This window comes from Streptomyces abyssalis, from assembly GCF_001751365.1.
GTDB classification, from domain to species: domain Bacteria; phylum Actinomycetota; class Actinomycetes; order Streptomycetales; family Streptomycetaceae; genus Streptomyces; species Streptomyces abyssalis.
Genome location: NZ_LJGT01000041.1, coordinates 1,108,104 through 1,133,495 on the forward strand (window position 1 = coordinate 1,108,104; position 25,392 = coordinate 1,133,495).

A 25,392-nucleotide genomic window follows, 5' to 3' on the forward strand; every position below is an offset into this window, starting at 1 on the left:
ACGATGGCCGATCTGACCAGACTGACCGCGGCGCAGACCGCGGAGAGGATCGCGAACGGCGAGGTCACCGCCGTCGAGGTCGCCGAGGCGCATCTCGCCCGTATCGACGCCGTGGACGAGAAGGTGCACGCCTTCCTGCACGTCGACCGGGAGCGCGCGCTCGCCCAGGCCCGGGAGGTCGACGAGAAGCGCGCACGCGGTGAGCGGCTCGGCCCGCTGGCCGGCGTGCCCGTGGCCGTGAAGGACCTCTTCACCACCGAGGGCGTGCCCACGACGGTCGGTTCGAAGATCCTCGAAGGCTGGATCCCGCCGTACGACGCGACCGTGGTGCGGAAGCTGAAGGAGGCGGGCCTCGTCATCCTCGGCAAGACCAACATGGACGAGTTCGCCATGGGGTCCTCCACCGAGAACAGCGCGTACGGCCCGTCCGGCAACCCGTGGGACCTGACCCGCATCCCCGGCGGTTCCGGGGGCGGCTCCTCCGCCGCGATCAGCGCGTACGAGGCGCCGCTGGCCATCGGCACCGACACGGGCGGCTCCATCCGCCAGCCGGCCGCCGTCACCGGCACGGTGGGCGTGAAGCCGACCTACGGCGGGGTCTCCCGGTACGGCATGGTCGCCTTCTCCTCCTCCCTCGACCAGGCGGGGCCCTGCGCCCGTACGGTCCTGGACGCGGCGCTGCTGCACGCCGTCATCGCGGGCCACGACGAGCTGGACTCCACCTCCATCGACCAGCCCGTCCCGGACGTGGTCACGGCCGCCCGCAACGGCGACGTGGCGGGCCTGCGGGTCGGCGTCGTCAAGGAGTTCCGCGGCGAGGGCTACCAGGCGGGCGTGCTCCAGCGCGTCGACGAGACCGTGGAGCTGCTGCGTGAGCTGGGCGCCGAGGCCGCCGAGGTGTCCTGCCCGTCCTTCACCAAGGCGCTGGCGGCGTACTACCTGATCGCCCCTTCCGAGTGCTCCTCCAACCTCGCCCGGTTCGACGCGATGCGCTACGGCCTGCGCGTGGGCGACGACGGCACGCACTCGGCCGAGGAAGTCACCGCCCTGACCCGTGAGGAGGGCTTCGGCGACGAGGTCAAGCGCCGCGTCATGCTGGGCACGTACGCGCTCAGCTCCGGCTACTACGACGCGTACTACGGCTCGGCCCAGAAGGTCCGCACGCTCATCACCCGGGACTTCGAGCGTGCGTTCGGCGAGGTGGACGTGCTGGTCTCGCCGACGACCCCGACCACGGCCTTCCCGATCGGCGAGCGCGCCGACGACCCGATGGCCATGTATCTGGCCGACCTGTGCACCATCCCGTCCAACCTGGCCGGGAACGCCGCAATGTCCGTACCGTGCGGCCTGGCCGGTGAGGACGGCCTCCCCGTGGGGCTGCAGATCATCGCCCCGGCCATGGCCGATGACCGTCTCTATCGTGTCGGAGCGGCCCTGGAAGCCGCTCACCAGGCACGTTGGGGGCACCCGCTGCTTGAGGAGGCACCGTCGCTGTGAGTGGAAAGCTGCAGAAGGCCAAGGGTTTCAAGAAGTCCCGTACCGGGATGTACGTGTCAATCGCGGCCTCCCTCTTCGGGGTGGTCGGCACCGTCAAGCGCGGCAGGGAGGCCCGCCGCGAGGGTGACACGCTCCAGCTGATCGACGTCGCCGTCTCGGCGGCGGGCATCGTCACGGGCGTCGCACTGCTCGTGCGGGAGCTGCGGCGCGGCGAGCTCCACGATGTCCTCGCGGACGACTGAGAGGCGGATTTTTCCGTGACCGTCACTGAACTGGTGCCGTACGAGGACGCGTTGGCCGTCTACGACCCCGTCATGGGTCTGGAGGTGCACGTCGAGCTCGGCACCGCGACGAAGATGTTCTGCGGCTGTTCGACGACGCTCGGCGCCGATGCCAACAGCCAGACCTGCCCCACCTGTCTGGGGCTGCCCGGCGCCCTGCCCGTCGTCAACGCGACAGGCGTCGAGTCCGCCGTCCGTATCGGTCTCGCGCTCAACTGCGAGATCGCGGAGTGGTGCCGCTTCGCGCGGAAGAACTACTTCTACCCGGACATGCCGAAGAACTTCCAGACCTCCCAGTACGACGAGCCGATCGCCTTCAACGGCCACCTCGACGTACAGCTGGAGGACGGCGAGGTCTTCCGCGTCGAGATCGAGCGCGCGCACATGGAGGAGGACACCGGCAAGTCGACGCACATCGGCGGCGCCACCGGCCGAATCCACGGCGCCTCACACTCGCTGCTCGACTACAACCGCGCCGGTATCCCGCTCATCGAGATCGTCACCAAGCCGATCGAGGGCGCCGGGGAGCGCGCGCCCGAGGTCGCGAAGGCGTACGTCGCCGAACTGCGGGAGCTCATCAAGGCGCTGGGCGTCTCTGAAGCCCGCATGGAGATGGGCCAGATGCGCTGCGACGTCAACCTGTCGCTGCGTCCCAAGGGTGAGAAGACCTTCGGCACGCGCAGCGAGACGAAGAACGTCAACTCACTGCGCAGCGTGGAGCGTGCGGCCCGGTTCGAGATCCAGCGGCACGCGGCCGTGCTGGACGCGGGCGAGAAGATCGTCCAGGAGACCCGGCACTTCCACGAGGAGAACGGCAGCACGACCTCCGGACGGGTCAAGGAAGAGGCGGAGGACTACCGCTACTTCCCCGAGCCGGACCTGGTGCCGGTGGCTCCCTCCCGCGAGTGGGTCGAGGAACTGCGTGCGGGTCTGCCCGAACTGCCGCGCCTGCGCCGTAACCGGCTGCGGGAGGAGTGGGGCATCTCGCAGCACGAGATGCAGTCCGTCCTCAACGCGGGGGCCGTCGGCCTCATCGTCGCGACGGTCGACGCGGGTGCGCCCGCCGACCAGGCCCGCAAGTGGTGGATGGGCGAACTGGCGCGTCGTGCCAACGAGTCGGGCACCGAACTCGCCGACCTGCCGATCGGCCCGGAGGACGTCGCCCGGGTCTGCGCGCTCGTCGGCGAGGGCTCGCTCAACGACAAGCTCGCGCGGCAGACCATCGAGGGTGTGCTGGACGGGGAGGGCACGCCGGACGAGGTCGTCGAGAAGCGCGGCCTGAAGGTCGTCTCGGACGAGGGCGCCCTCGGCACGGCCGTGGACGAGGCCATCGCCGGCAACCCGGACATCGCGGAGAAGATCCGCGGCGGCAAGGTGCAGGCCGCCGGCGCCCTGGTCGGTGCGGTCATGAAGGCCACGCGCGGACAGGCGGACGCGGCGCGCGTACGCGAGCTGATCCTGGAGAAGCTCGGCGTCGAGGGCTGAGCGCAGGCGCGCCACGGCGCGCCGGATTTCCCGATGACGGAGCGGGGGCGGCCTCACACGGGCCGCCCCCGCTCCGTCGCGTCACGCCGGCGGCGCCCCGCGCAGTGGTGCGACGGTCCGCCCTCGGCGGGGTCGGTACACATGCCCTTCGCGGCCGCACACGGCACGGGCTACCTGACCCCGTACGGGACGACCTGCCGAAACGCCAGGGTGGAGCCCTGTTTGTGGCCATGAACACAAAGGTGGCAAAGGATCTTCATCCGATGTCACTCTGCCAGGACGGAACATCACGACATCATCACGATGTTTCCCCTCGGCCTAACGGCCTGGGGGGACCCCCATCCTCGGCCTGAACGGCCTGGAGGGACCCCCATCCTCGGCCTGAACGGCCTGGGGACCCTCACACTCCGCTCGCCCGCTCGGCACCGTGACGAACGCCCGACCCGGTGAGACGCCCACACCCCTCTCACCGGGAAGGTCGAAGCACATATGACGGCTATCGCTCGCTGGTGCCTGCGCCGCCGTCTGGCCGTGGTCCTTCTCTGGTGCGCCGTCCTGGTGGGCGTCGGCACCTCCGCCCTCTTCTCCGGTTCGTCGTTCTCGAACCAGTACGACGTGCCGGGCACCGAGTCCGGGCGCGCCAACACGATGATCAGCGAGAGCTTCCCGGGCCGTGACGGCGACAGCGACACGATCGTCTGGCACACGGGCAAGGGCACCGACGCGTCCACGGACAAGGTCCGGGACACGCAGGTCGAGAAGACCATGGACCGGACCCTGAAGGACATCGCCGATCTGCCCGGGGTCGCCTCCGTCCAGAGCCCCTACGGCAGCCCCGGTGTCGCCGGCGACCGCGGCGAGCAGCAGGACCGCATCAGCCGCGACGGCCGCACCGCCTACGCCACGGTGACCTTCGACGCCGCCGTGGAGAAGCTCGACAAGAAGGACGTGGAACGCGTCGTCGAGACCGCGCAGGGCGCCGGCGAGGACGTGCCGGGCATGGACGTCGAGCTCGGCGGCCCCGGCATCGCGCTGACCGAGAAGCAGGAAGGCCATCTGAGCGAGGCCGTCGGCATCGCCGTGGCGGCCGTCGTGCTGCTGATCGCGTTCGGCTCGCTGGCGGCGATGCTGCTGCCCCTTGTGACGGCGCTGGTCAGCGTCGGTACGGCCATCCTCGGCATCGGGCTGCTCAGCCATGTGATGACGGTGGCCGACTTCGCGCCGATGCTCGGCACGCTCATCGGGCTCGGCGTCGGCATCGACTACGCCCTCTTCATCATCACCAGACACCGGCGGGGCCTGAAGGAGGGCATGCCCGTCGAAGAGGCGGCGGAGCGGGCCGTCGCGTCCGCGGGACGGGCCGTCGTGTTCGCGGGTGTGACGGTGTGCATCGCCCTCCTGGGCATGCTCGTACTGCAGCTGAGCTTCCTGAACGGGGTCGCGATCGCCGCCTCGCTCACCGTCGTGCTCGCCGTGCTCTCCTCGGTGACGCTTGTGCCGGCGCTGCTGGGCGTCATCGGCAAGCGGGCTCTCAGCAGGCGGGAGCGGCGCAGGCTCGCCGAGCACGGACCGGACGAACCCGCCGACCTGCACTCCGAGGAGGACGCCGCCGATGGAGCCGGCAGCCCGGGCGGCACCGGAGTCCGCCGTCGGCGTGCCTCTGTGGCCGCGCGCTGGTCGTCCTTCGTGGCGCGTCACCCGCGGCTGCTCGGCGGTGTCGCCGCCGTGGTGATGGTCGTGCTGGCGGTGCCCGTGGCCGGGCTCCAGCTGGGCACGTCCGACCAGGGCAGCAACCCGGGTACGACCACGACCCGGCAGGCGTACGACCTGCTCTCCGACGGGTTCGGACCGGGAACCAACGGGCCGCTCACGCTCGTCGGCGAGATCGACGACGCAAAGGCCAAGCTCGAGTTCGAGAAGCTGCCCGGCGAGCTGCGCGACGTCCAGGGCGTCGCACACGTCTCCGGCGGTGAGCTGAACGGCAGCGGCAGCACGGGCGTCATCACGGTCGTACCGGAGAGCGGACCGCAGGCCGAGAGCACTTCGCAGCTCGTGGACGATCTGCGCAAGGACGTACTGCCCGAGGCCACCGGCTCCAGCTCGCTCGACATGCAGGTGGGCGGAGTGACGGCCGCGCACGACGACTTCGCCTCCGTGATCCTCGGCAAGCTGCCGCTCTTCGTCGGCGTCGTGGTCTCGCTCGGCTGTGCGCTGCTCCTCGTCGCCTTCCGGAGCATCGGGATACCGCTCAAGGCGGCGCTGATGAACGTGATGGCGGTGGCCGCCGCCTGCGGAGTCGTCGTCGCCGTCTTCCAGTGGGGATGGGGCAGCGGCCTGATGGGGCTGGGCGGCTCCGGCCCGATAGAACCGTTCCTGCCGGTGATCATGGTCTCCGTGCTCTTCGGCCTGTCGATGGACTACCAGGTCTTCCTGGTCAGCCGCATGTACGAGGAGTGGCGTCTGACTGGCGACAACTGCAGATCCGTACGCGTGGGACTGGCGGAGACCGGACGTGTGATCAACTCCGCCGCTGTGATCATGATCGCGGTCTTCGGGGCGTTCGTGCTCAGCGGCGACAGGATCATCGCGATGTTCGGCATCGGCCTCGCGGCGGCAGTCGCGCTGGACGCGTTCGTGCTGCGCACGCTCCTCGTACCGGCCCTGATGCACATGCTGGGCAGCGCCAACTGGTGGCTGCCGAAGTGGATGGACCGGTGGCTCCCGCGCGTCAGCATCGAGCCCGAGGCCGTCCCCGAAACCGTGCCCGAGAAGGTGCCGGAACCGGTGGGCGCGGGCGTCGGCGCGACGGTTCCCGCTCAACGGTTCCGGACTCTCATCGGACTCTCAGAAACGGCCCCTACGGTGACGCCCCATGGCTACCGAGACGACTAAGACCGACAAGACCGAAGAGGCCGGCGCCAAGCCGGAGACCGGCCCCGACAAGGACACCACCGACAAGGCCGAGGGCACCGCTGCCGGTACGGCGGCGGACGACCCCCGTACCGAGACCCTCTCGGACGACGGCCTCGACGACGACTACGCGGAGGACGAGACGGCCCCCGCGACCACCGTGCGCAGCGGTGGACTGGGCGCCGGCGCCGCCGCCGTCGTCAGCGCCGGGCTGGGCCTCAGCGCCCTCACCGGCACCTCTCTCAGCGAGATGCTGCGCGACCGCAAACAGCTCATCGGGCAGATCGAGAGCAGTGCCCAGGGCCCGCAGGGCGGCGGCGGTGGCGCCGACCAGATCAACGCGCTCTACGGTGCGCCCTGGCACGCCACCGCTCTGGTCAACGGGATCTTCGCCCTGCTCGCCGTCATCGTGGGCGGTGTGCTGCTCGCGGTCGTGGCCAAGCGTGCCGACACCCGCTCCTGGGTGAAGGCAGTCGCGCTGGGCGGAGTCGTTCTCGGCGCGATCGGCCTGCTCGTGGCCGGCGGCATGTACTTCGACCTGTTCGCCGCGGCCCCCGAGGTGCCGAGCACTCCCACCGCGCCGCCCGCGCAGTGACCATCGCTCACTTCTGACGGAACCGCCGGCCTCGCGCCCTCACGGCAGGAGCCGCCCGCGTACGGGACCGATGCCCCGACCGGGCGGCTCAGCCGTGCCTGGGCGCCCGACGGAAGGCCGTAGGCGGACAGGCCCCGGTGCACCCCGGTACATCCCGCTCCCGGCCTAAGACGTGAGTACCCCGCGCCTAAGGCCCCGGGCGCCCGTAAGACCGGGCAGATGCCCGATGTGGCGACCCTCCTTGGGCGGCGACTGTGGAGACAGCGAAAAGCAGTCCGCACAGACAGGGGAGTCCGAGATGTACTACGGCCACGAGGCAGGGTTCCTGCGCATCGCCGAGATGCGGCAGAAGGCGGCGGCCGAACGCCGCGCCCGCGAGATCACCGAGAACGCCGTCCGGGACGGGGAGGGGTCGGCCCGCCGGTCGCGGCGTGCCCGGCGGTTCTGGCTCAGGGCCGCGTGAAACCGGCACCGGCGCCGCCACCCGGCATCAGGTCCGGTGCGGCGCCGGAGGAGAAATCGCCTGCCGCGATGTCGGTGGCAGGTGCCATGCTGGGCGACGTGCCCAGCCAGTCCACCATCAGCCCCGTGTTCGTCGGCCGTGAGAGCGAGCTGACCACGCTCACGGATGCGCTCGCCCGAGCCGGCGCGGGCGAGCCGCAGGCATTGCTGATCGGCGGCGAGGCAGGCGTCGGCAAGAGCCGTCTGCTGGAGGAGTTCCTGAGCGCCGCGCGCGCCTCCGGAGCCGTCACCGCGTTCGGCGGCTGTCTCGAACTGGGCGCGGACGGCCTGCCGTTCGCGCCCTTCGCCACAGCTCTGCGCGGTCTCCACCGTGCCCTCGGCGAGGCCGAGCTTGCCGCAGCCGCTGCCGGCCGGGAGGCCGAGCTGTCGCGTCTGCTCCCGGACCTGGCCTCCGCGCCGGCACCCGGCAGCCCGTCAGCCGCGCGTGAGGGTTCGTATGCCCCCGAAGGCGCGTCGGACGGCCGCGCCCGGCTGTTCGAGCTGACGGCCCAGCTGCTGGAGCGCCTGGCCGCCGGCCGTACGGTCGTGATCGCGCTGGAGGACCTGCACTGGGCGGACCGCTCCACCCGCGAACTCCTCGGCTATCTCTACCGCTCGGTGCAGACGTCACGGCTGATCCTGCTGGCGACGTACCGCTCGGACGACATCCACCGCCGCCATCCGCTGCGTCCCTTCCTCGCCGAGCTGGACAGGCTGCGCAGCGTCCGCCGCATCGAGCTCCCCCGGCTGTCCCGCGTGGAGGTGCACGCGCAGATGGCCGGAATCCAGGGCGTGGCCGCGCCCGATCCCGAGCTGGCCCGCGTCGTCTTCGAACGCTCCGACGGCAACCCGTTCTTCGTCGAGGAGCTGACCGCGAACTGCGCCACCTGCGGCATCAGCGACTCCCTGCGTGACCTGCTGCTCGTGCGGGTCGAAGCCCTGCCCGAGCCCGTGCAGCAGGTGCTGCGCACCGCCGCCCAGGGCGGCTCCGCCGTCGAGCACGCCCTGCTGGCCGCCGTCTGCGAACTGCCGGGGCCCGAGCTGCTGGAGGCACTGCGCGTGGCCGTCGGCGCCCAGGTGCTGCTGCCGACCGACGACGGCGACGGCTACCGCTTCCGGCACGCGCTGCTGCGCGAGGCCGTCGGCGAGGACCTGCTGCCGGGCGAGGCCGCCGCCCTCAACAGGCGCTACGCGAAGGCGCTGGAGGCCGACCCCGCGCTCGTACGGTCGGAGCAGTGCACGATCCGCCTGGCGTACTACTGGTACCACGGCCGGGACGCCGCGAAGGCCCTGCCCGCCGTGCTGGCCGCGGCCGTGGAGGCCCGCCGCAGACACGCCTACGCCGAGCAGCACCAGCTGCTGGAACGGGCGATCGAGCTGTGGCACGAGGCGCCCGGGGAGGTACGCGAGCGGCTGCGTCCCATGGACGAGGCGGAGGTCTACCCCCGTCCCGGCGGCCGCTCGGAGGCATCCGGCCCCGAGGCACCCGGCTCCCGTGAACTGGCCGCGCAGTCGCTGTCGTTCATGGACCTGCTGGCCGAGGCCGTCGTCGCCGCGCGCACCGGCGGAGACGTCGAGCGTGCCCTCGCCCTGACCAGACGCGCCCTCGACCTGCTGGACGAGCGCACGGACCCGCTGCGTGCCGCCTGGTTCTGGGTCAGCCGCTCCAAGACCGTGGAGGCCCTGGGCCGCGGCGACGGCTGGGACGAGATCGCCCGCGCGCAGGAGCTGGTGCGCGGTCTGCCGCCGTCGGCCGTCCACGCGGACGTGCTGGCCTGCGCCGCCGCCTGGGGCGTGATGCACCGCCCCGGCCACGACGCCATGAGCACCGCCGTACGGGCCGTCGAGCTGGCCCGCGTCGTCGGCGCGACCACGATCGAGCTCCACGCGCGCGTCACCCTCGGCATCCTCATGGCCCAGTCGGGCAGCCTGGACGCGGGCATCGGCGAAATGACCACGGCACGCGAACAGGCCCTGGAGACGGGCGCGTTCGGAGTCGTCGGCCGGGCGGACATCAACCTCGCCACCGAGCTGGAGTCCATGGGGCGCTCCAGCGAAGCCGTCGCCGCCGCGGTCCGTGCCGTGGAGACGGCGGAGACGCACGGGCGCCCCGACCTGTGCGGCTTCGCGCTGGGCAACCAGGCGGAGTCGCTGTACGCGATGGGGGAGTGGGCGGAGGCCGCCAGGATCACCGAGGAGGCGTCGGCCGCCGCACGCTCCGCGGAGACCAGGGGCTTCGCCGCCCTGATGAAGGCCCATATCCAGCTCGGCCGGGGCGACTTGGCGGCCCTGGAGTCGGCGGCGCAGGCCGCGCGTGAGGTGATGGGCAGCTATGCTGCCGCTGCACACGCCGCGGTCCAGCTCCGGCATTTCGCGCTGGAGGTGGCCGCCGGGCGCGGCGATTTCGCCGGTGCACGGGCGGAGTTGAGGGCCGCGCTCGCCGTCGGCTTCCCGCCCGGCACGCACCGCTACGCCTGGCCGCTGCTGCACGCGGCCGCGGTGCACGAGGCCGGTCTGCGCGGCCTGCCCGCCGCCGAGGACGGGCGGGCCGAAGTGCTGGAGGAGCTGCGTACGGCCGTGCGCCGGCTGCCGCACCCGGCGCGGGTCTGGGAGGCTCACTCGGCGCTCGCCACTGCGGAGATCAGCCGGGCGGAAGGGCGTTCGTCGCCGGCGGAGTGGCAGGGGGTGGTGGAGGCCTTCGAGACGCTGGAGCGCCCGTACCACCTGGCTCTGGCACGTCAGCGCCGCGCGGAGGCCCTGCTGGAGGACGGGACGGCCGGCCGTGAGGCGCGCGAGCACGCGAACGAACTGCTGGCGGCGGCCCACGGGGTCGCGGCACGGCTGGGTGCGCAGCCCCTGCGCACCGAGATCGAACAGCTCTCGCTGCGGGCGCGGCTGCCGGCGGCCCCTGCGGCGTCCGAGAACGGACGGGAAGCCTCCGGCCGGGCGGGAGAGCCGGCTGACACCTTCGGACTGACGCAGCGTGAGCGGGACGTGCTCCACCTCGTGGCGGCGGGCCGCAGCAACAGGCAGATAGCGGAGCAGCTTTTCATCTCGCCCAAGACGGCGAGCGTCCACGTGTCCAACATCCTGGCGAAGCTGGGCGTCGGCGGGCGCGGCGAGGCGGCGGCCATGGCACACCGCCTGCGGCTGCTCCCGGACGCGGAGACGCGTCCCGCAGCGGGCTGACCGCGGCCGGGGCAGGGGCCGGTCGGCGGGCAGCGGCGGCCCGGGAGCGAGCAGGGGCCTCGGGGTCCTGACGGAGATTCCGGGCGAGATCCCGGCGGTCTCGAGGAAACCCGGCGGTCTCGCGGAAGAGGCACCCCGGCGGTCTCGCAGAAGAACCCGGAGGCCTCAGGGGAGATCCGGCGGGCCGCCGTCACCGCCGGCGTCGTCTCCCTCGGACTCCTCGTCGAGCTTCGGCCGCGCGGGAAGGATCGCGTGCTGCTCCTGGAGAGCGATGACGATCCTGCCGGAGCCGAGGTCGACGGGACCGCAGCCGCGCTGGTTGCTGCCGTCGGCCGCGCCTTCCATGACGTAGGTGTGATCCAGCCGCTGCTTCTCGTGCTGCATGTGCTGCTGGCTCGGGAAGAAGAGGTCGTCCGCTATTCCCATGGCCGGCTCCCGCCGTGGTCCTCGTCCGTGTCCCGCTGCTCGGGGGGCCGGATCAGCACACGTCCTGAGGTGAGATCGATCGGGCCGTGCCCCGGATCGTTGCTGCCCGCTTCCACCCGCGTGTGCTCCAGCCGCCGGCGCTCGTCCTCGGTGTGCCGCCGGCCCGGGGAGAAGAGCTCCTCCATCAGGTTGAACATCGGCCCTCCGCTCGACCGCCCGATTCGCAGCGGTCCGGTGCTGCACCGCGCGAGCCCCGCAGCGACGGGACTCACGCGGTGCGGCACTAGCTCACCTTCAACTTCAGGATACGGTCATCGCCGCGTTGCGGGCTGCCGCGTCCGTCCGTCTCGCTCGTCAGGAGCCACAGCCCGCCGCTGCCGTCGGCGACGACGGTGCGCAGCCGCCCGTACTTGCCGTCCAGGAACGACTGCGGCTCCGCGGCCGCGGCCGTGCCCTTCAGCGGGATGCGCCACAGCCGTTCGCCGCGCAGGCCGGCCATCCACACCGAGCCCTTCACGATCGCGATGCCGCTCGGGGACGCCTCGGCCGTACGCCACTGTTCGACCGGGTCGACGAAGCCGGACTCGCCCGCCCGTCCCTCGGCCTCGGGCCAGCCGTAGTTCTTGCCGCTTCGGATGACGTTCAGCTCGTCCCAGGTGTTCTGCCCGAACTCGCTCGCCCAGAGCCGCTTCTCCGCGTCCCAGGCGATGCCCTGCACATTGCGGTGGCCGTAGGTGTAGTAGAGCGAGTCGGACTCGGGATTGCCCTGGCCGGGAGGTTCGCCCTCGGGCGTCATCCGGAGGATCTTGCCGCCGAGCGACTTCTTGTCCTGGGCGAGGCCGCCCTGGCCGGATTCGCCCGTACCCGCGTAGAGCATCTTGTCGGGCCCGAAGGCGATCCGGCCCCCGTTGTGGATCTCGCCCTTGGGGATGCCCTTGAGCACGGTGTCGGGTGCTCCGAGCTGGTTGCCGGGGGACTTCTCCGGGTCGTAGTTCATGCGGACGATGCGGTTGTCGGACGCCGTCGTCAGATACGCGTAGACCATCTTGGCGTTGTCGGGCGGGACGGCGATGCCGAGCAGCCCGCCCTCGCCGCTCGCCTGCACGCCGGGCACCGTGCCGACCACGGTCTTCTTGCCGTTGCGCTCGTCGACGCGGACGATCCTCCCGTCGTCGCGCTGGGAGACGAGCAGCCCGTCGCCGGGCAGCGGCGCCAGCCCCCAGGGCGACTTCAGCCGCGTCGTGACGGTGCGTTCCACCTTCACCGAGCCCTTCGCGGGAGCGGCCGACGCCGTCGCGTTCGGGCCGGTCTCCGCAGTGGGGGAGGCAGGCGTGGACTTCTCCTCCGAGGGGCCGCCGGAGTCGTCGGAGCAGCCCGCCGTCAGCAGCGCCAGGGCGGCGAGCCCCGCGGCGGTGGCTCGGACGGACGGCAGATAGCGGCTTCGCACGGTCAGCGCCTCCCGGTGTCGGTGTGCTCCGGTCACAGTGTGAGCGGTGAGCTCAGCACACCACATCAGTAACGGCGCCGTCGGGCACAGCGGAAGTTCGCGCACGGATGCGCGTACGCGGCTGTCGTCGCGGGTCTGCCGCCGGAGTCACTCCCAGGAGCCCTGCGCGGCGGGCAGCGCGTCCAGTTCGGCCATGTCGGCGGGTGTGAGTGCCAGGTCCGCGGCGGCGGCGTTCTCGGCCACCCGGCGCTCCTTCTTCGTACCGGGCAGCGGAACGACTTCCCGACCCTGCGCCAGCAGCCAGGCAAGCGCCACCTGAGCGGGCGTCACCTCTCCGTGCCGCTCCGCGACCCGGCGCAGGCCCGCCACGACGGGCTGGTTGGCGGCCATCATCTCGGCGGTGAAGCGCGGGTGACGGGCACGCACGTCGTCCGTCTCGAAGCCGCCTCCCGGGGTGAGGGTGCCGGTCAAGTAGCCGTTGCCCAGCGGCATCGCGGCCATGAAGCCCACACCGTGCGAGACGCACCACGGCAGCAGCGAATCCAGCGCCTCCCGCGACCAGACGGCCAGCTCGGCCTGTACGCCGCTGACGGGGAAGACGCCCTGCACGCGCTCCAGCTGCCGGATCGTCGCGGCGTGTATGCCCGAACCCGTCGTCACCGGCCGGTTCCTGTGGTCCGCCCGTGCGCCCACGGCGCTGAATCCGAGCGCCCGTACCTTGCCCTCGCTGACCAGCTCGGCCATCGCGCCCCAGGTCTCCTCGACGGGCACCTCGGGGTCGGCACGGTGCAGCTGGTAAAGGTCGATGAAGTCCGTCTGCAGGCGGCGCAGCGACGCGTCGCACGCCCGTTTCACGTAGCCGGGGCGGCCGTTGGCGACGATGTGCTGCTCGCCCACGAGCAGCCCGCACTTGGTGGAGACGAAGGCGTCCTCGCGCCGCTCCTTGAGGACCCGCCCGATCAGCAGCTCGTTGGTGAACGGGCCGTACATGTCCGCCGTGTCCAGCAGCGTCATGCCGCGGTCGAGTGCGGCATGGACCGTACGGAGCGACTCCTCGCCGCTCTGCTCGGACGCCGAATACGCCCAGCTCATCGGCATGCAGCCGAGGCCGATCGCACCCACTCCGAGCGCTGCCGCGCCGATCGTCCTGCGCTCCACCTGGACCGACTCCCCTCTGCCGGCCCCCAAACTAACGCCTGCCCGGGGCGGTGTCCGACGAGGCTCCTTCCCTCACTCTTCCGGACAGCGCCTACCCTCTGACCATGGCACCATCACCGGCACCGCAGGACTCCGGGGCACCCTCGGCGGCGCGAGCCGCCACAGACGTCTGGCTGCCGATTCCGCCCGCCCAGATCGAAGGACTCCCGGAGGGCTTCACCTACCACTTCTGGGACGGCGACGAGGAGTTCCCCGCCGACCCGGACGACTGCTGCTTCTACGTCGTCCCGTACATGAAGGGCCAGGCCGTGTCCGTGCGCCCGCTGCCGCAGATGCGGCGGCTGCGCGTGGTGCAGACGCTGACGGCGGGGATAGACCACGTGGCGGGCGCCGTGCGTGACCTTCCGCCGGGGACGCTGCTGTGCAACGCCCGCGGTGTGCACGACGCCTCCACGGCCGAACTCGCCCTGGCCCTCACGCTTGCGGCCCTGCGCCGGCTGCCGGCGTTCGTACGGGCCCAGGACGCCGAGGAGTGGAGCCCCGGTGTGTACGACGCGCTCGCCGACAAGTCCGTCCTCATCGTCGGTTACGGCGCGATCGGTTCGGCCGTGGAGGAACGGCTCCTCCCCTTCGAGGTCGAGGAGGTCGTGCGGGTGGCGCGTACTCCGCGTGAGGCGCCGCGCGGGCCGGTCCAGGCGATGGACGCCCTGCCCGGGCTGCTGCCGCACGCCGACGTGGTGATCCTGTGCACGCCGCTGACCGAGGAGACGAGGGGACTTGCCGGAGCCGGCTTCCTCTCCCGCATGAAGGACGGCGCACTGCTCGTCAACGTCGCGCGCGGGGGAGTGGTCGACACCAAGTCCCTGCTGGCGGAGCTGGATTCGGGCCGGCTGCGTGCCGCACTCGACGTGACCGAGCCCGAGCCGCTGCCGGCGGGACACCCCCTCTGGCAGGCTCCGGGGGTGCTCATCACCCCGCACGTCGGCGGTCCGACGACCGCGTTCCTGCCGCGCGCGAAGCGGCTGCTGCGCGCCCAGCTCGGCCGCTGGGCCCGTGGTGAACCCCTGGAGCACACGGTGGCCGTCGCCGAGTGACCCGGGTGCCGGGGAGCCGGCCCGCAAGGCGACGCGGAGACCGTCCGCGAGGGTCCCCTAGACGTCTCGCGAGGGGCGTCACGGGGACCGTCCGCGGGGCGTTCCGCCGACCCTGCCTGAGGGCTGCCGAAGCGCTCCAACACCCCTGAAAAATACGCTCCGGAGGCGTACGAACGCTCCCAGTGTCCGCAACGTGCCTGGTCGTCACGTTCTGTATCGGCACTATGTCCCTCTGTGACGGTTCTGGTGTATCGTCCAAGAGGGGGCGAACCCGGACACGAGGGGGGCGACGGGCGAATGCGCGGTCAATGGACGAACTGCCGGTGGACGAAGCGCCTTACACCACGGACACCCTGCCGTCGGCCGGTCCCGCAGCGGGACCGGAGCGCGGAAGTGCCCGTGTGCCGGTGCCCCGTCCGCGCGTACCGGAGGCCCGGGAGGGCTCTGTCCCGCAGGGGGACACGATGACCGCCGGAGGCGCGGCCACGCGCCAGGGCATCGTACGGACCCCGGCCGGTGCGCCGGCCTTCGCTCCGCCCTCCACGCAGCCGGGCGCTCCGCACGCCGGTGAGGTCCCTTCGGGCGGCAGGCCGGGAGGAGTTGGAGCACCGGCGGTGAGCGGCGCGCTCGCCCCTGACGGGGCCGAGCCGCGTGGCGGAGCCGCTGCGCCGGCGGGCCCCTCGCGGGTGGTGAGCGTGCTGCCGCAGCTGCTGCTCGTCGTCCTGTGCTGCGGCTATGCGGCAGGCGCGGCCGTCGGGTGGGGTTCCGAGCAAGTGTCGCTGTTCATGGGTGACTTCGGGCTGAGCGCCGCCGGACTGCTGGCCGCCGCCTCCTGCGTACGGTATGCGCGCGCGCACCGCGGCACCCAACTGGGCCCGGCCTGGCTCATGTTCGGCCTCTCGTCGCTGATGGCGGCCGCCGGCAACGCGGTGTGGGGGTGGTACGAGGTGGTGCTGCACCAGCCCGTGCCGCGTCCCTCCGCCGCCGACTTCTGCTTCCTGCTCTTCGCCCCGCCCGCGATCATCGGCCTGCTCGTGCTCGCCAAGAGGCCCGTCACGCGCGCCGGTTGGGTCTGCCTGGGCCTCGACTCGTGGCTGATCGGCGGTTCGCTGCTCACGATCTCCTGGTCGCTCGCGCTCGTCCACACCGCGTACTGGGAGGGCGATTCGGTGGCGCGGGCCGCGCTCAGCCTCGCCTATCCGCTGCTCGACATCGTGCTGGTGAGCATGGTGCTGGTGCTGCATTTCAGGCGCTCCGCAGCACACCGTTCGGCGATCAACACGGCCATCGGCGCCCTCGCGCTGACGGTGCTGTGCGACGCGCTGTTCACCTCGCCGCTGCTCCGTGAGCACTACACCTCGGGGCAGTTGCTGGACGCGGGATGGTTCGCGGGCTCCCTGCTCCTCGCGTACGCGCCGTGGGTCAAGGGCGAGCGGGAGGCCGCGCGGGCCGGCACGGCCCGCAAGGGCGCCGCGGCCGGTCCCGGCCGTGCCGTCGCGGTGCAGGATCGGGAGGACGTCCCGGACGGCGACAGCCCCAGCCGCCCGATCGCGGGGTCGCTGGCCGCGCTCACGCCGTATCTGGCCGCCGCCGTCTGCACGTTGGGGATTCTCTACAACGCGGTCTCGGGGCGCGAGATCGACGGCGTGGTGCTCTTCACCGCCTGCACGGTCGTGCTCGCCCTGGTCGTACGGCAGGGCATCATGCTGCTGGACAACATCAGCCTCACCCAGGAACTGGCCCAGAAGGAGAACCACTTCCGCTCGCTGGTCCAGGGGTCGAGCGACGTCATCATGATCGCTTCGCCCACTGGCATGCTCCGTTACGTCTCTCCCGCGGCCGCCGGGGTCTACGGCCGGGACGGCGACGCCCTCATCGGCTCGGAGCTCGCCGCGCTGATCCACCCCGAGGACCTCGCCCGTGTGCTGCACGAGTTGCGCCGTTTCCTCGCGACGCCTCCGCATCAGGAGCCCTCGACCCGGATCGAGTGCCGCTTCAGGCACGGCCGCGGCCACTGGCTGAACGTCGAGTCGACGGTCAACCGCTACCGCAGCGGACTGATCTTCAACAGCCGGGACGTGACCGAACGCGTCCGTCTCCAGGCTCAGTTGCAGCACAACGCCTCGCACGACCCGCTCACCGACCTGCCCAACCGGGCCCTGTTCACCGAGCGCGTGCGCAAGGCCCTCGTCGGGCGACGCGGCGGGGACAGCGAGCACGCCGTCCTCTTCATCGACCTCGACGGGTTCAAGGCGGTCAACGACAGCGTCGGCCACCAGGGCGGCGACGAACTGCTCGTGGCCGCGGCCCGCCGCCTCCAGGAGTCCGTCCGGGCGGGCGACACCGCTGCCCGCCTCGGAGGTGACGAGTTCGCGGTGCTCATCCTCGGCGACGGCAACCCGAGCACCCACTCCGAGACCGAGCGTGAGCAGCGCATCCACGAGATCGCCGACCGGCTGCGCATGACGCTCTCCGAGCCGTACAGCGTGGAGGGCCGGGAGGTGCGGATCGCCGCGTCCATCGGCATCGCCTTCGCCGAGCCCGGCATCTCGCCCACCACGCTCATGCGCAACGCGGACCTGGCGATGTACCGCGCGAAGCAGGCGGGCAAGGCCAGGGTCGAGCTGTACGCGCCACGGCTCCAGGACGGCACACCCGGCAAGCCCGGCACGTACGCGGCCGGTGTGCCACGGGCGGCGGGCGGCACCCGCGAGGACCACGAGGCAGGCCGCGAGGTCCACGAGTCCGGCGCGGCCGCGAAGAGGCATGCGGTGGCCGCGGCTGCGCAGCCCGGCAGCGAGTTCACGCTGCTGCACCAGCCCGTCGTCGAACTGGCGGGCGGCAAGATCACGGCGGTCACGGCCCATCCGCGGAAGCGCTCCGCGCAGGGCGTCCTGTTCACCCCGGCCGAGTTCCTGCGCGCGGGAAGCGGAGACGGAAGCGGGAGCCCCGGCGCGGGCGACGGAGGCAGCGGAGTCCGGCCCGGCGCGGCGGCCGAGTCCGGCCACCGGCTGCTGGAGGAGGCCGTGCGTCAGGCGGTGGCCCGGCACGGCGCCGGCTTCCCGGTGCCCGTATCCGTACGGCTGCCTGCCGCGTGCCTCACCGAGTCGGCACCCGGCAGCCGCACCGTCGAGGCCGTGCTCGCGCCCCGGGACGAGCTGCCGCCGGGTTCGCTGATCCTGGAACTGACGGGCGCCGACACGCGCGTGGCCCTGGACGAGCTGGAGGCGAGACTGAGCGCGCTGCACCGCCTCGGCGTCCGTATCGCCCTGGACGGCTTCGGCAGCGGGCCGCTGGCGGTGTCGGCCCTGCGGCGGCTGCCCGTGGATGTCGTGAGACTCGAACGAACCCTCGTCGAGGGCGTGGTGGAGTCCACGAGGCAGCGAAAGATCACCAAGGGGCTGCTGCGCATCGCGGACGACCTCGGGCTGACGTCCGTCGCCGAGGGTCTCGACCTGCCCGAACACGCGGTCAGACTGCGGGAGATGGGCTGCACCCACGGCCAGGGTGCGGTCTTCTCGGGGCCGCTCGACGAGCACCGCTTACGTCACGCGCTCTCGCGCGGGGTGCTGCCGGTGCCCGAGGAGCGCACGCCCGCGCGCGGAGTTCCCGCGTGCGGGCGCCCGGCGGGTTCGGCGGGTGGCCCGGCACCGGGAGGCGCGGCGACGGGCGGGAGGAGTGGTCACACTTCGTCCGGACGGGGCGGCGGCCGCTCGGTCGTGGTCGCCGGAGCCCTGCCCGTAAGGTTGCAGGAACGGCGCGAGAGCATGCCGCCGTGGCTGGTGTCGGGGGACGTCAGGGAGCCAGTGGAACCGGTCACACAGCCGCCGTCTCCGTGCCCGCATGCTGAGACGCGTGTCCCACCCACTTGACACGGAAAGTGCCTCGGGGGAGGGTCTGTGCCATGCGCACCCGAATTCTCGTACTTGGAAAGCGCGTCGACTGACCGGGTCCACACCACGACCCGCGATCCCAGCGACGCGCTCCCCTCGCTTGCCTCACGGCACGAGGGGTTTTTTGTTGCACAAACGCCGGAGACAAGCTCCACCACTCAGCAGCAACCGCACAAATCGAGCGTCAACCCTCACTCTCCGAGAAGAGATCACCGATGACCGAGCAGTCCACCGCGGCCCCGAAACCCCAGCCGCGGGCCCGCACCGTCGGACAGCAGAAGGCCGCGCCGGCCGTGATGACGGGCGCCCAGTCCCTCATCCGTTCTCTCGAGGAGGTCGGCGCCGACACCGTATTCGGCATTCCGGGCGGGGCGATCCTCCCGGCGTACGACCCGATGATGGACTCCGCCCGCGTCCGCCACGTCCTGGTGCGGCACGAGCAGGGCGCAGGCCACGCGGCCACCGGTTACGCGCAGGCCACGGGCAAGGTCGGGGTCTGCATGGCCACGTCGGGGCCGGGTGCCACGAACCTCGTCACGCCACTCGCCGACGCGCACATGGACTCGGTGCCGCTGGTCGCGATCACCGGGCAGGTCGCCTCCGGCGCCATCGGGACGGACGCATTCCAGGAGGCCGACATCTGCGGCATCTCCATGCCCGTCACCAAGCACAACTTCCTGGTCACCGACCCGGACGAGATCCCCCGCACGATCGCCGAGGCGTTCCACATCGCCTCCACCGGCAGGCCCGGCCCCGTCGTGGTCGACATCGCCAAGGACGCGCTGCAGGGCCGTACGGTCTTCAACTGGCCGCCCGTGCACGACCTGCCCGGATACCGCCCCGTGACCAAGCCGCACGCCAAGCAGATCCGCGAGGCCGCGAAGCTGATCGCCGAGGCCCGCCGTCCCGTTCTCTACGTCGGCGGCGGTGTGATGAAGGCGCAGGCGACCGGAGAGCTGAAGGTGCTCGCCGAGCTGACCAGGGCGCCCGTGACGACCACGCTGATGGCCCTCGGGTCCTTCCCGGACAGCCACCCGCAGCACCTGGGCATGCCCGGCATGCACGGCAGTGTGGCGGCCGTCACGTCGCTGCAGAAGGCCGACCTGATCGTCGCGCTCGGTGCCCGCTTCGACGACCGGGTGACCGGCAAGCTCGACTCCTTCGCGCCGCTCGCCAAGATCGTGCACGCCGACATCGACCCCGCGGAGATCGGCAAGAACCGGGCCGCCGACGTGCCGATCGTCGGCGACGCCCGCGAGGTCATCGCCGACCTGGTGGTGGCCGTGCAGGCCGAGCTGGGTGAGGCGTCCGCAGGAAGCGCCGCCGCGGCCGGATACGAGGACTGGTGGAAGCAGCTCGACCGCTGGCGCGAGACGTACCCGCTGGGTTACGACCTGCCCGAGGACGGCAGTCTCTCCCCGCAGCAGGTCATCGAGCGCATCGGCGAACTGGCCCCGGACGACACCGTCTACGCGGCGGGCGTCGGCCAGCACCAGATGTGGGCCGCCCACTACATCGGCTACGAGCGCCCGGCGACCTGGCTGAACTCCGGTGGCCTGGGCACCATGGGATACGCCGTCCCGGCCGCTCTGGGCGCCAAGGTCGGCAGGCCGCAGAGCACCGTGTGGGCCATCGACGGCGACGGCTGCTTCCAGATGACCAACCAGGAGCTGGCCACGGCCGCCATGAACGGCGTGCCGATCAAGGTCGCGATCATCAACAACGGTGCGCTGGGCATGGTCCGCCAGTGGCAGACGCTCTTCTACAACCAGCGCTACTCCAACACGAAGCTGCACACCGGGCCCGGCGAGGAGGACCCGCAGCAGCCCAACAAGGGCACCCGCTGCCCCGACTTCGTGAAGCTGGCGGAGGCGATGGGCTGCGTGGGCATCCGCTGCGAGGACCCGGACGAGCTGGACTCGGTGATCGAGAAGGCCAACGCGATCAACGACCGTCCGGTCGTGGTCGACTTCATCGTCCACGAGGACGCGATGGTCTGGCCGATGGTGGCCGCAGGCACCTCCAACGACGAGGTCATGGCGGCGCGCGGCGTCCGTCCCGACTTCGGTGACGACGAAGAGTGAGCCCGGAAGCCAGTGCCGTGACCGGCAATTCCGCCCGGCAGGGCGACGGTTGCCGGTAGAGGCACCAGGCAGGCTCATCGGCAGCTCAGGAGAAGGAACGACGAATGTCCAAGCACACGCTCTCCGTCCTGGTGGAGAACACCCCGGGCATCCTGGCCCGGATCGCCTCGCTGTTCTCGCGCCGCGGCTTCAACATCGACTCGCTCGCCGTCGGTGTCACCGAGCACCCGGAGATCTCCCGCATCACGATCGTCGTGAACGTGGAGGATCTGCCGCTGGAGCAGGTGACCAAGCAGCTCAACAAACTCGTCAACGTTCTCAAGATCGTTGAGCTGGACCCGGCATCCGCCGTCCAGCGTGAACTCGTTCTGGTGAAGGTCCGTGCCGACAACGAGTCGCGCTCCCAGATCATCGAGATCGTCTCGCTCTTCCGCGCCAAGACCGTGGATGTCTCGCCGGAGGCCGTCACCATCGAAGCCACCGGCAGCAGTGACAAACTCGACGCCATGCTCAAGATGCTGGAGCCGTACGGCATCAAGGAGCTGGTGCAGTCAGGGACCATCGCCGTCGGGCGCGGCGCCCGCTCCATCACAGACCGGAGCCTGCGCGCGCTGGACCGGTCCGCGTAAGGGTGTTCGCCCGCCTCCCGGGCGGCTCCCCCAGGGGGACGCCGGCCGGGGTGGCCCCACGCGGCGCCGGCCGGCGACCCCTCGCCGTCCGCGCCGTCCGGCCGTCGTAGGTTGGGCGGTCCGACCCTTCGAAAAACCCCTTCGAGAACACCTGCAGAACGACCCCGGGGGAGCCCCCGGGCCCCGAAAGAGGAGATTTCCCAAGTGGCCGAGCTGTTCTACGACGACGACGCCGACCTGTCCATCATCCAGGGCCGCAAGGTGGCGGTTCTCGGCTTCGGCAGCCAGGGCCACGCCCACGCGCTGTCCCTGCGCGACTCCGGGGTCGATGTGCGGGTGGGCCTGCACGAGGGCTCCAAGTCCCGCGCGAAGGCCGAGGAGCAGGGCCTGAGGGTGACCACGCCCGCGGAGGCCTCCGCCGAAGCCGACGTGATCATGATCCTGGTGCCGGACCCCATCCAGGCCAGGGTCTACCAGGAGTCCGTCGCCCCGAACCTGAAGGACGGCGACGCCATCTTCTTCGGGCACGGCCTGAACATCCGCTACGGCTTCATCAAGCCCCCCTCCAACATCGACGTGTGCATGGTCGCGCCGAAGGGCCCGGGCCACCTGGTACGCCGCCAGTTCGAGGAAGGCCGGGGCGTGCCGTGCATCGTCGCCGTCGAACAGGACGCGACGGGGCGGGGGTTCGAGCTCGCGCTCTCCTACTCCAAGGGCATCGGCGGCACGCGCGCCGGCGTCATCAAGACCACCTTCACCGAGGAGACCGAGACCGACCTCTTCGGTGAGCAGGCCGTGCTGTGCGGCGGTACGTCGGCGCTGGTCAAGGCGGGATTCGAGACGCTCGTCGAGGCGGGCTACCAGCCCGAGATCGCGTACTTCGAGTGCCTCCACGAGCTGAAGCTGATCGTGGACCTCATGTACGAGGGCGGCCTGGAGAAGATGCGCTGGTCCGTGTCCGAGACCGCCGAGTGGGGCGACTACGTCAGCGGCCCGCGCATCATCAACGACCAGGTCAAGGCCGAGATGCGCAAGCTGCTCGACGACATCCAGGACGGCACCTTCGCCAACAAGTGGATGCAGGAGTACAACGCGGGCCTGCCCAAGTACAACGAGTACAAGAAGGCGGCCAACGACCACCTGCTGGAGACCACCGGGCGCAAGCTGCGCAAGCTGATGAGCTGGGTCGACGAGGACGCGTAACGCGCCTGGTGGCGCAGCCGGGCCGCCGTGCCCGGGCTCTGCCGGTGGGCGCCTGCCCGTGCCCCGTCCTGCCACCCGGCGGGCGGGGCACGTGTGCGTGGTGCGCAGTGCAGGGGTGACCTGTGCTGTGGTGTCCGTGGGGCGCCCTGGGGGGTGGCCGGACGGTCGCATCCGGGGGCTTTCGGACGAGGACGCGTAACGCGCCTGGCGGCGCAGCCGCGCCGCCGTGCCCGGGCTCTGCCCGTGCGCGCCTGCCCGTGCCCCGTCCCGCCACCCGGCGGGCGGGGCACGTGTGCGTGGTGCGCAGTGCAGGGGTGACCTGTGCTGTGGTGTCCGTGGGGCGCCCTGGCGGGTGGCCGGACGGCCGGACGCGCGAGGGTGGTCCTCGGCACGCCGAGCCCTGCAGGGGGACCGAACATGACCCGCACTGCCGTCCGTTACCTCTACCTCGCGCGGCACGCCGAGGCCTCACCGGACGACGGACGGCTGACGGAGGCGGGCCGCCGCCAGGCCGTACTGCTCGGAGAGCGACTCCGCCGCAGCCCCCTCTCCGCGGTCGTTCACGGGCCGCTTCCACGAGCGGAGGAGACCGCGCGGCTGGTCCAGGGCCGGCTCCGCGGCGTTGAGCTGAAGTCCTCGGAGGCAGCCGGGGATTACGTCCCCCACGTACCGGAGAGGGACGAACTCCCCGCGGAATCGGCGGACTTCCTGCTCGACCGGCTCGCGGAGCTCCCGGCCGGGGAGCGTGAGGGCGGCCGGGAGCAGGCGGAGCAGGCACTCGCGGCGTTCGCCGGACCGGCCGAGGGCGGTGCCCCGCGCCACGAACTCGTCGTCACCCACGCCTTCCTCATCGGCTGGCTGGTCCGCGACGCCCTCGACGCACCCGAGTGGCGCTGGATGGGTCTCAACCACGCCAACGCCGGCCTGACCGTCATCCGTTACACGCCCGGACGGCCCGCCTCCCTGCTCCTCTTCAACGACACGGGACACCTGCCCCCTCGGCTCCGCCGGACCGGCCAGCCGCGTGAGATCGACGTATGAGACCAGGTCCCGGGAGCCGACGGTGCGGCGGTGAAACCGCGCCTCCCTCAGCGGCCGGGCACCGGCGCCCCGCTGATGAGTTCCACGAGCGCCGCCGGGGCCTTCGACGGGGAGCCGGCGTCGTACGGCGGCTGCGGGTCGTACTCGATCATCAGCTGTACGGCCTGCGCGTGCTCGTCGCCCGCGATCCTGCCGGCGAGCGTGAGCCCCATGTCGATGCCGGCGGACACTCCGGCGGCCGTCACATACTTCCCGTCGAAGACGACCCGCTCCCGCGACGGCTCCGCCCCGAACTCCGTCAGCCGGTCCAGGGTCGTCCAGTGGGACGTGGCCCGGCGGCCGTCCAGCAGTCCGGCGGCCGCGAGCATCAGCGAACCGGTGCACACCGAGACCGTCCAGGTGGAGGCCGCGTCGACGGTGCGCAGCCAGTCGAGGACCGCCTCGTTCCGCACGTCCGGATCGGGGCCGCCCGGGACGATCACGATGTCGGGGCGGGTCACTTCGGCCAGGGACTTCGCGGCCACCAGCGAGAGGCTGCGGTTGTCGTCCAGTACGGGTCCGGTCTGCTCGGCGACGAAGACGGTCTCCGCGCCCGGCAAGGGACCGAGCGTCTGGTAGGGGCCCACGGCGTCGAGAACCGTGCAGTTGTCGTAGAGGAGGATCGCGATCTGCATGATGTCCCTTTCGGAGCGTCGGACCGGCGGCGTACGGATCGCCGGCGTCGGATTCGGACCGTCCGGTTCGGAGCGGGCGGCCTGGAGGGTCGAGTGGGTGTCGGGAACGAGATGAGTGGCGGGAGCGCGGAGGCGGAGCCCGGAGCCCGGAGTCCGTTCAGGTCCCGCCCCGTGTGAGGTGCTCTGCCGTGCCGCCCGTGTGCCGGAAGCGGCGCCGGTATTCGGCCGGTGAGGAGCCCAGGACGCGGACGAACGCGCGGCGCAGCGCCTCCGGGGTGCCGTATCCGCAGGCGCGCGATATCTCCGCGATGCCGCCGGTGCTCTCCTCCAGGAGCCTGCGGGCCTGTTCGAGCCGTACCCGGTCGACGTAGCGGCCGGGAGTCATGCCGGTCTCGGCGAGGAAGGCCCGGGCGAAGTGGCGCGGCGAGAGCCGTGCACGCTCGGCGAGTGCCGCGACGGACAGATCGCCATCCGTGTGCTCGCTGATCCACTGCTGGACCTCTCGCAGCGGCTCCCGCTGCGCGCTCTGCGCGGCCAGCTGGGTGCTGAACTGCGCCTGGTTTCCCGGGCGGTGAAGGAAGACGACCAGATGGCGCGCGATGTCGAGCGCGACGTCGCGGCCCAGATCCTCCTCGACGAGCGAGAGGGCGAGGTCGATCCCCGCCGTCACGCCGGCGGAGGTGGCGACATGGCCGTCGCGGATGTAGATGGGTCCGGCGTCGACCTCGGTGTCCGGATGGCGCCGCGCGAGCGTATCGCTGTACGCCCAGTGGGTCGTCGCCCGGCGGCCGCGAAGCAGCCCCGCCTCGGCGAGCAGCATCGCCCCGGTGCATACGGAGACCAGACGCCGGATGGAGGGCCCCTTGTCGCGCAGCCAGTCGATCAGGCGTCCGTCGGGTGCACGGGTGCCGTCGCCGCCCGGCACCAGCAGGGTGTCCGGCAGGGGGGCGTCGGCGAGAGCGAAGTCCGGGACGAGTGTGAGGCCGCTGGAGGTGCGGACCGGCCGGCCGTCCGGGGAGGCCGTCCGCAGACGGTACGCACCGGGGTCGCCGGCGGACAGGCAGGCGCCGGCGAAGACCTCGACGGGGCCCGTCACGTCGAGGCTCTGAACGTCGTCGAAGACGACGACCAGCACGTCTTCGCCGCTTGTTCCGGTTCGCCTGGACATGAATCCGATTCTTCAGCCCATCGCCGATGTCAGCAATGACTAAGTTCCCACCTTTACTGCCATGCGCATGCGCGTGCGCGGCCGCCGTTCGTCCATCCCCCAACCTCTCTCCCACGC

The 25,392-nt window shown here is 71.6% G+C and carries 19 protein-coding genes; 13 read left to right on the forward strand and 6 right to left on the reverse strand.

The genetic code is table 11. The features are described 5' to 3' along the window. Positions 1–3 precede the first annotated feature (3 nt). From gatA to AN215_RS25675, 7 genes are all read left to right on the forward strand, one after another. On the forward strand, positions 4–1,497 hold the full coding sequence (gatA, locus tag AN215_RS25650; RefSeq protein WP_070010790.1) for an Asp-tRNA(Asn)/Glu-tRNA(Gln) amidotransferase subunit GatA: 1,494 nt from the start codon (positions 4–6) through the stop codon (positions 1,495–1,497). Then, on the forward strand, positions 1,494–1,739 hold the full coding sequence (locus AN215_RS25655) for a hypothetical protein (protein WP_070010789.1): 246 nt from the start codon (positions 1,494–1,496) through the stop codon (positions 1,737–1,739). Before gatA ends, AN215_RS25655 begins: the two co-directional genes overlap by 4 nt. A 15-nt stretch (positions 1,740–1,754) precedes the next feature. Beyond that, on the forward strand, positions 1,755–3,263 hold the full coding sequence (gene gatB, locus AN215_RS25660) for an Asp-tRNA(Asn)/Glu-tRNA(Gln) amidotransferase subunit GatB (protein WP_070010788.1): 1,509 nt from the start codon (positions 1,755–1,757) through the stop codon (positions 3,261–3,263). A gap of 489 nt (positions 3,264–3,752) precedes the next feature. Beyond that, the gene (locus AN215_RS25665) at positions 3,753–6,155 is read left to right on the forward strand and encodes an MMPL family transporter (RefSeq protein ID WP_070010787.1); all 2,403 of its coding nucleotides are present in this window, start codon (positions 3,753–3,755) and stop codon (positions 6,153–6,155) included. Continuing rightward, on the forward strand, positions 6,136–6,768 hold the full coding sequence (locus AN215_RS25670) for a hypothetical protein (protein WP_070010786.1): 633 nt from the start codon (positions 6,136–6,138) through the stop codon (positions 6,766–6,768). Before AN215_RS25665 ends, AN215_RS25670 begins: the two co-directional genes overlap by 20 nt. Positions 6,769–7,066: 298 nt before the next feature. Beyond that, positions 7,067–7,231: a hypothetical protein gene (locus tag AN215_RS29965; protein WP_171904278.1), complete on the forward strand. Its 165-nt coding sequence runs from the start codon at positions 7,067–7,069 to the stop codon at positions 7,229–7,231. Positions 7,232–7,299: 68 nt separating this feature from the next. Further along, complete coding sequence (locus AN215_RS25675) at positions 7,300–10,458, forward strand: helix-turn-helix transcriptional regulator (protein WP_245694717.1); 3,159 nt, start codon at positions 7,300–7,302, stop codon at positions 10,456–10,458. A 165-nt stretch (positions 10,459–10,623) separates the two neighbouring features. On the opposite strand, the gene AN215_RS25680 is transcribed toward AN215_RS25675, so the two are convergent. From AN215_RS25680 to AN215_RS25695, 4 genes are all read right to left on the reverse strand, one after another. Next, positions 10,624–10,884, reverse strand: coding sequence for a hypothetical protein (locus tag AN215_RS25680; RefSeq protein ID WP_070010784.1), 261 nt, complete (start codon positions 10,882–10,884; stop codon positions 10,624–10,626). Continuing rightward, a complete protein-coding gene (locus tag AN215_RS25685; RefSeq protein ID WP_070010783.1) occupies positions 10,875–11,081 on the reverse strand; it encodes a DUF6191 domain-containing protein in 207 nt (68 codons plus the stop codon). Before AN215_RS25685 ends, AN215_RS25680 begins: the two co-directional genes overlap by 10 nt. An 86-nt stretch (positions 11,082–11,167) precedes the next feature. Continuing rightward, the gene (locus tag AN215_RS25690; RefSeq protein WP_420856153.1) at positions 11,168–12,367 is read right to left on the reverse strand and encodes a PQQ-dependent sugar dehydrogenase; all 1,200 of its coding nucleotides are present in this window, start codon (positions 12,365–12,367) and stop codon (positions 11,168–11,170) included. 111 nt (positions 12,368–12,478) lie between these two features. Next, positions 12,479–13,489, reverse strand: a complete 1,011-nt coding sequence (locus AN215_RS25695; protein ID WP_070010782.1) for an aldo/keto reductase — start codon at positions 13,487–13,489, stop codon at positions 12,479–12,481. A 104-nt stretch (positions 13,490–13,593) separates the two neighbouring features. Between AN215_RS25695 and AN215_RS25700 the strand changes: the two genes are divergently transcribed. The 6 genes from AN215_RS25700 (at position 13,594) to AN215_RS25725 (ending at position 23,433) form a co-directional block, all read left to right on the forward strand. Further along, entirely contained in the window at positions 13,594–14,583 is a 990-nt protein-coding gene (locus AN215_RS25700; RefSeq protein WP_070010781.1) for a 2-hydroxyacid dehydrogenase, read from the forward strand. A gap of 464 nt (positions 14,584–15,047) precedes the next feature. After that, a complete protein-coding gene (locus AN215_RS25705; protein WP_079123520.1) occupies positions 15,048–18,455 on the forward strand; it encodes a diguanylate cyclase domain-containing protein in 3,408 nt (1,135 codons plus the stop codon). Positions 18,456–18,691: 236 nt separating this feature from the next. Beyond that, a complete protein-coding gene (locus tag AN215_RS25710) occupies positions 18,692–20,560 on the forward strand; it encodes an acetolactate synthase large subunit (RefSeq protein WP_070010780.1) in 1,869 nt (622 codons plus the stop codon). A 104-nt stretch (positions 20,561–20,664) separates the two neighbouring features. After that, positions 20,665–21,189, forward strand: a complete 525-nt coding sequence (ilvN, locus tag AN215_RS25715) for an acetolactate synthase small subunit (RefSeq protein WP_070010779.1) — start codon at positions 20,665–20,667, stop codon at positions 21,187–21,189. Positions 21,190–21,393: 204 nt separating this feature from the next. Continuing rightward, positions 21,394–22,392 (forward strand): ketol-acid reductoisomerase, encoded by a 999-nt coding sequence (gene ilvC / locus AN215_RS25720; RefSeq protein WP_070010778.1) that lies wholly within the window; start codon positions 21,394–21,396, stop codon positions 22,390–22,392. A 417-nt stretch (positions 22,393–22,809) separates the two neighbouring features. Next, entirely contained in the window at positions 22,810–23,433 is a 624-nt protein-coding gene (locus AN215_RS25725) for a histidine phosphatase family protein (RefSeq protein ID WP_070010777.1), read from the forward strand. Between the two features lie 47 nt (positions 23,434–23,480). Here AN215_RS25725 and AN215_RS25730 read toward each other — a convergent pair whose 3' ends face one another. Beyond that, positions 23,481–24,107 (reverse strand): DJ-1/PfpI family protein, encoded by a 627-nt coding sequence (locus AN215_RS25730; RefSeq protein WP_070010776.1) that lies wholly within the window; start codon positions 24,105–24,107, stop codon positions 23,481–23,483. Positions 24,108–24,264: 157 nt separating this feature from the next. Continuing rightward, on the reverse strand, positions 24,265–25,275 hold the full coding sequence (locus AN215_RS25735) for a GlxA family transcriptional regulator (protein WP_070010775.1): 1,011 nt from the start codon (positions 25,273–25,275) through the stop codon (positions 24,265–24,267). Positions 25,276–25,392: the final 117 nt, after the last annotated feature.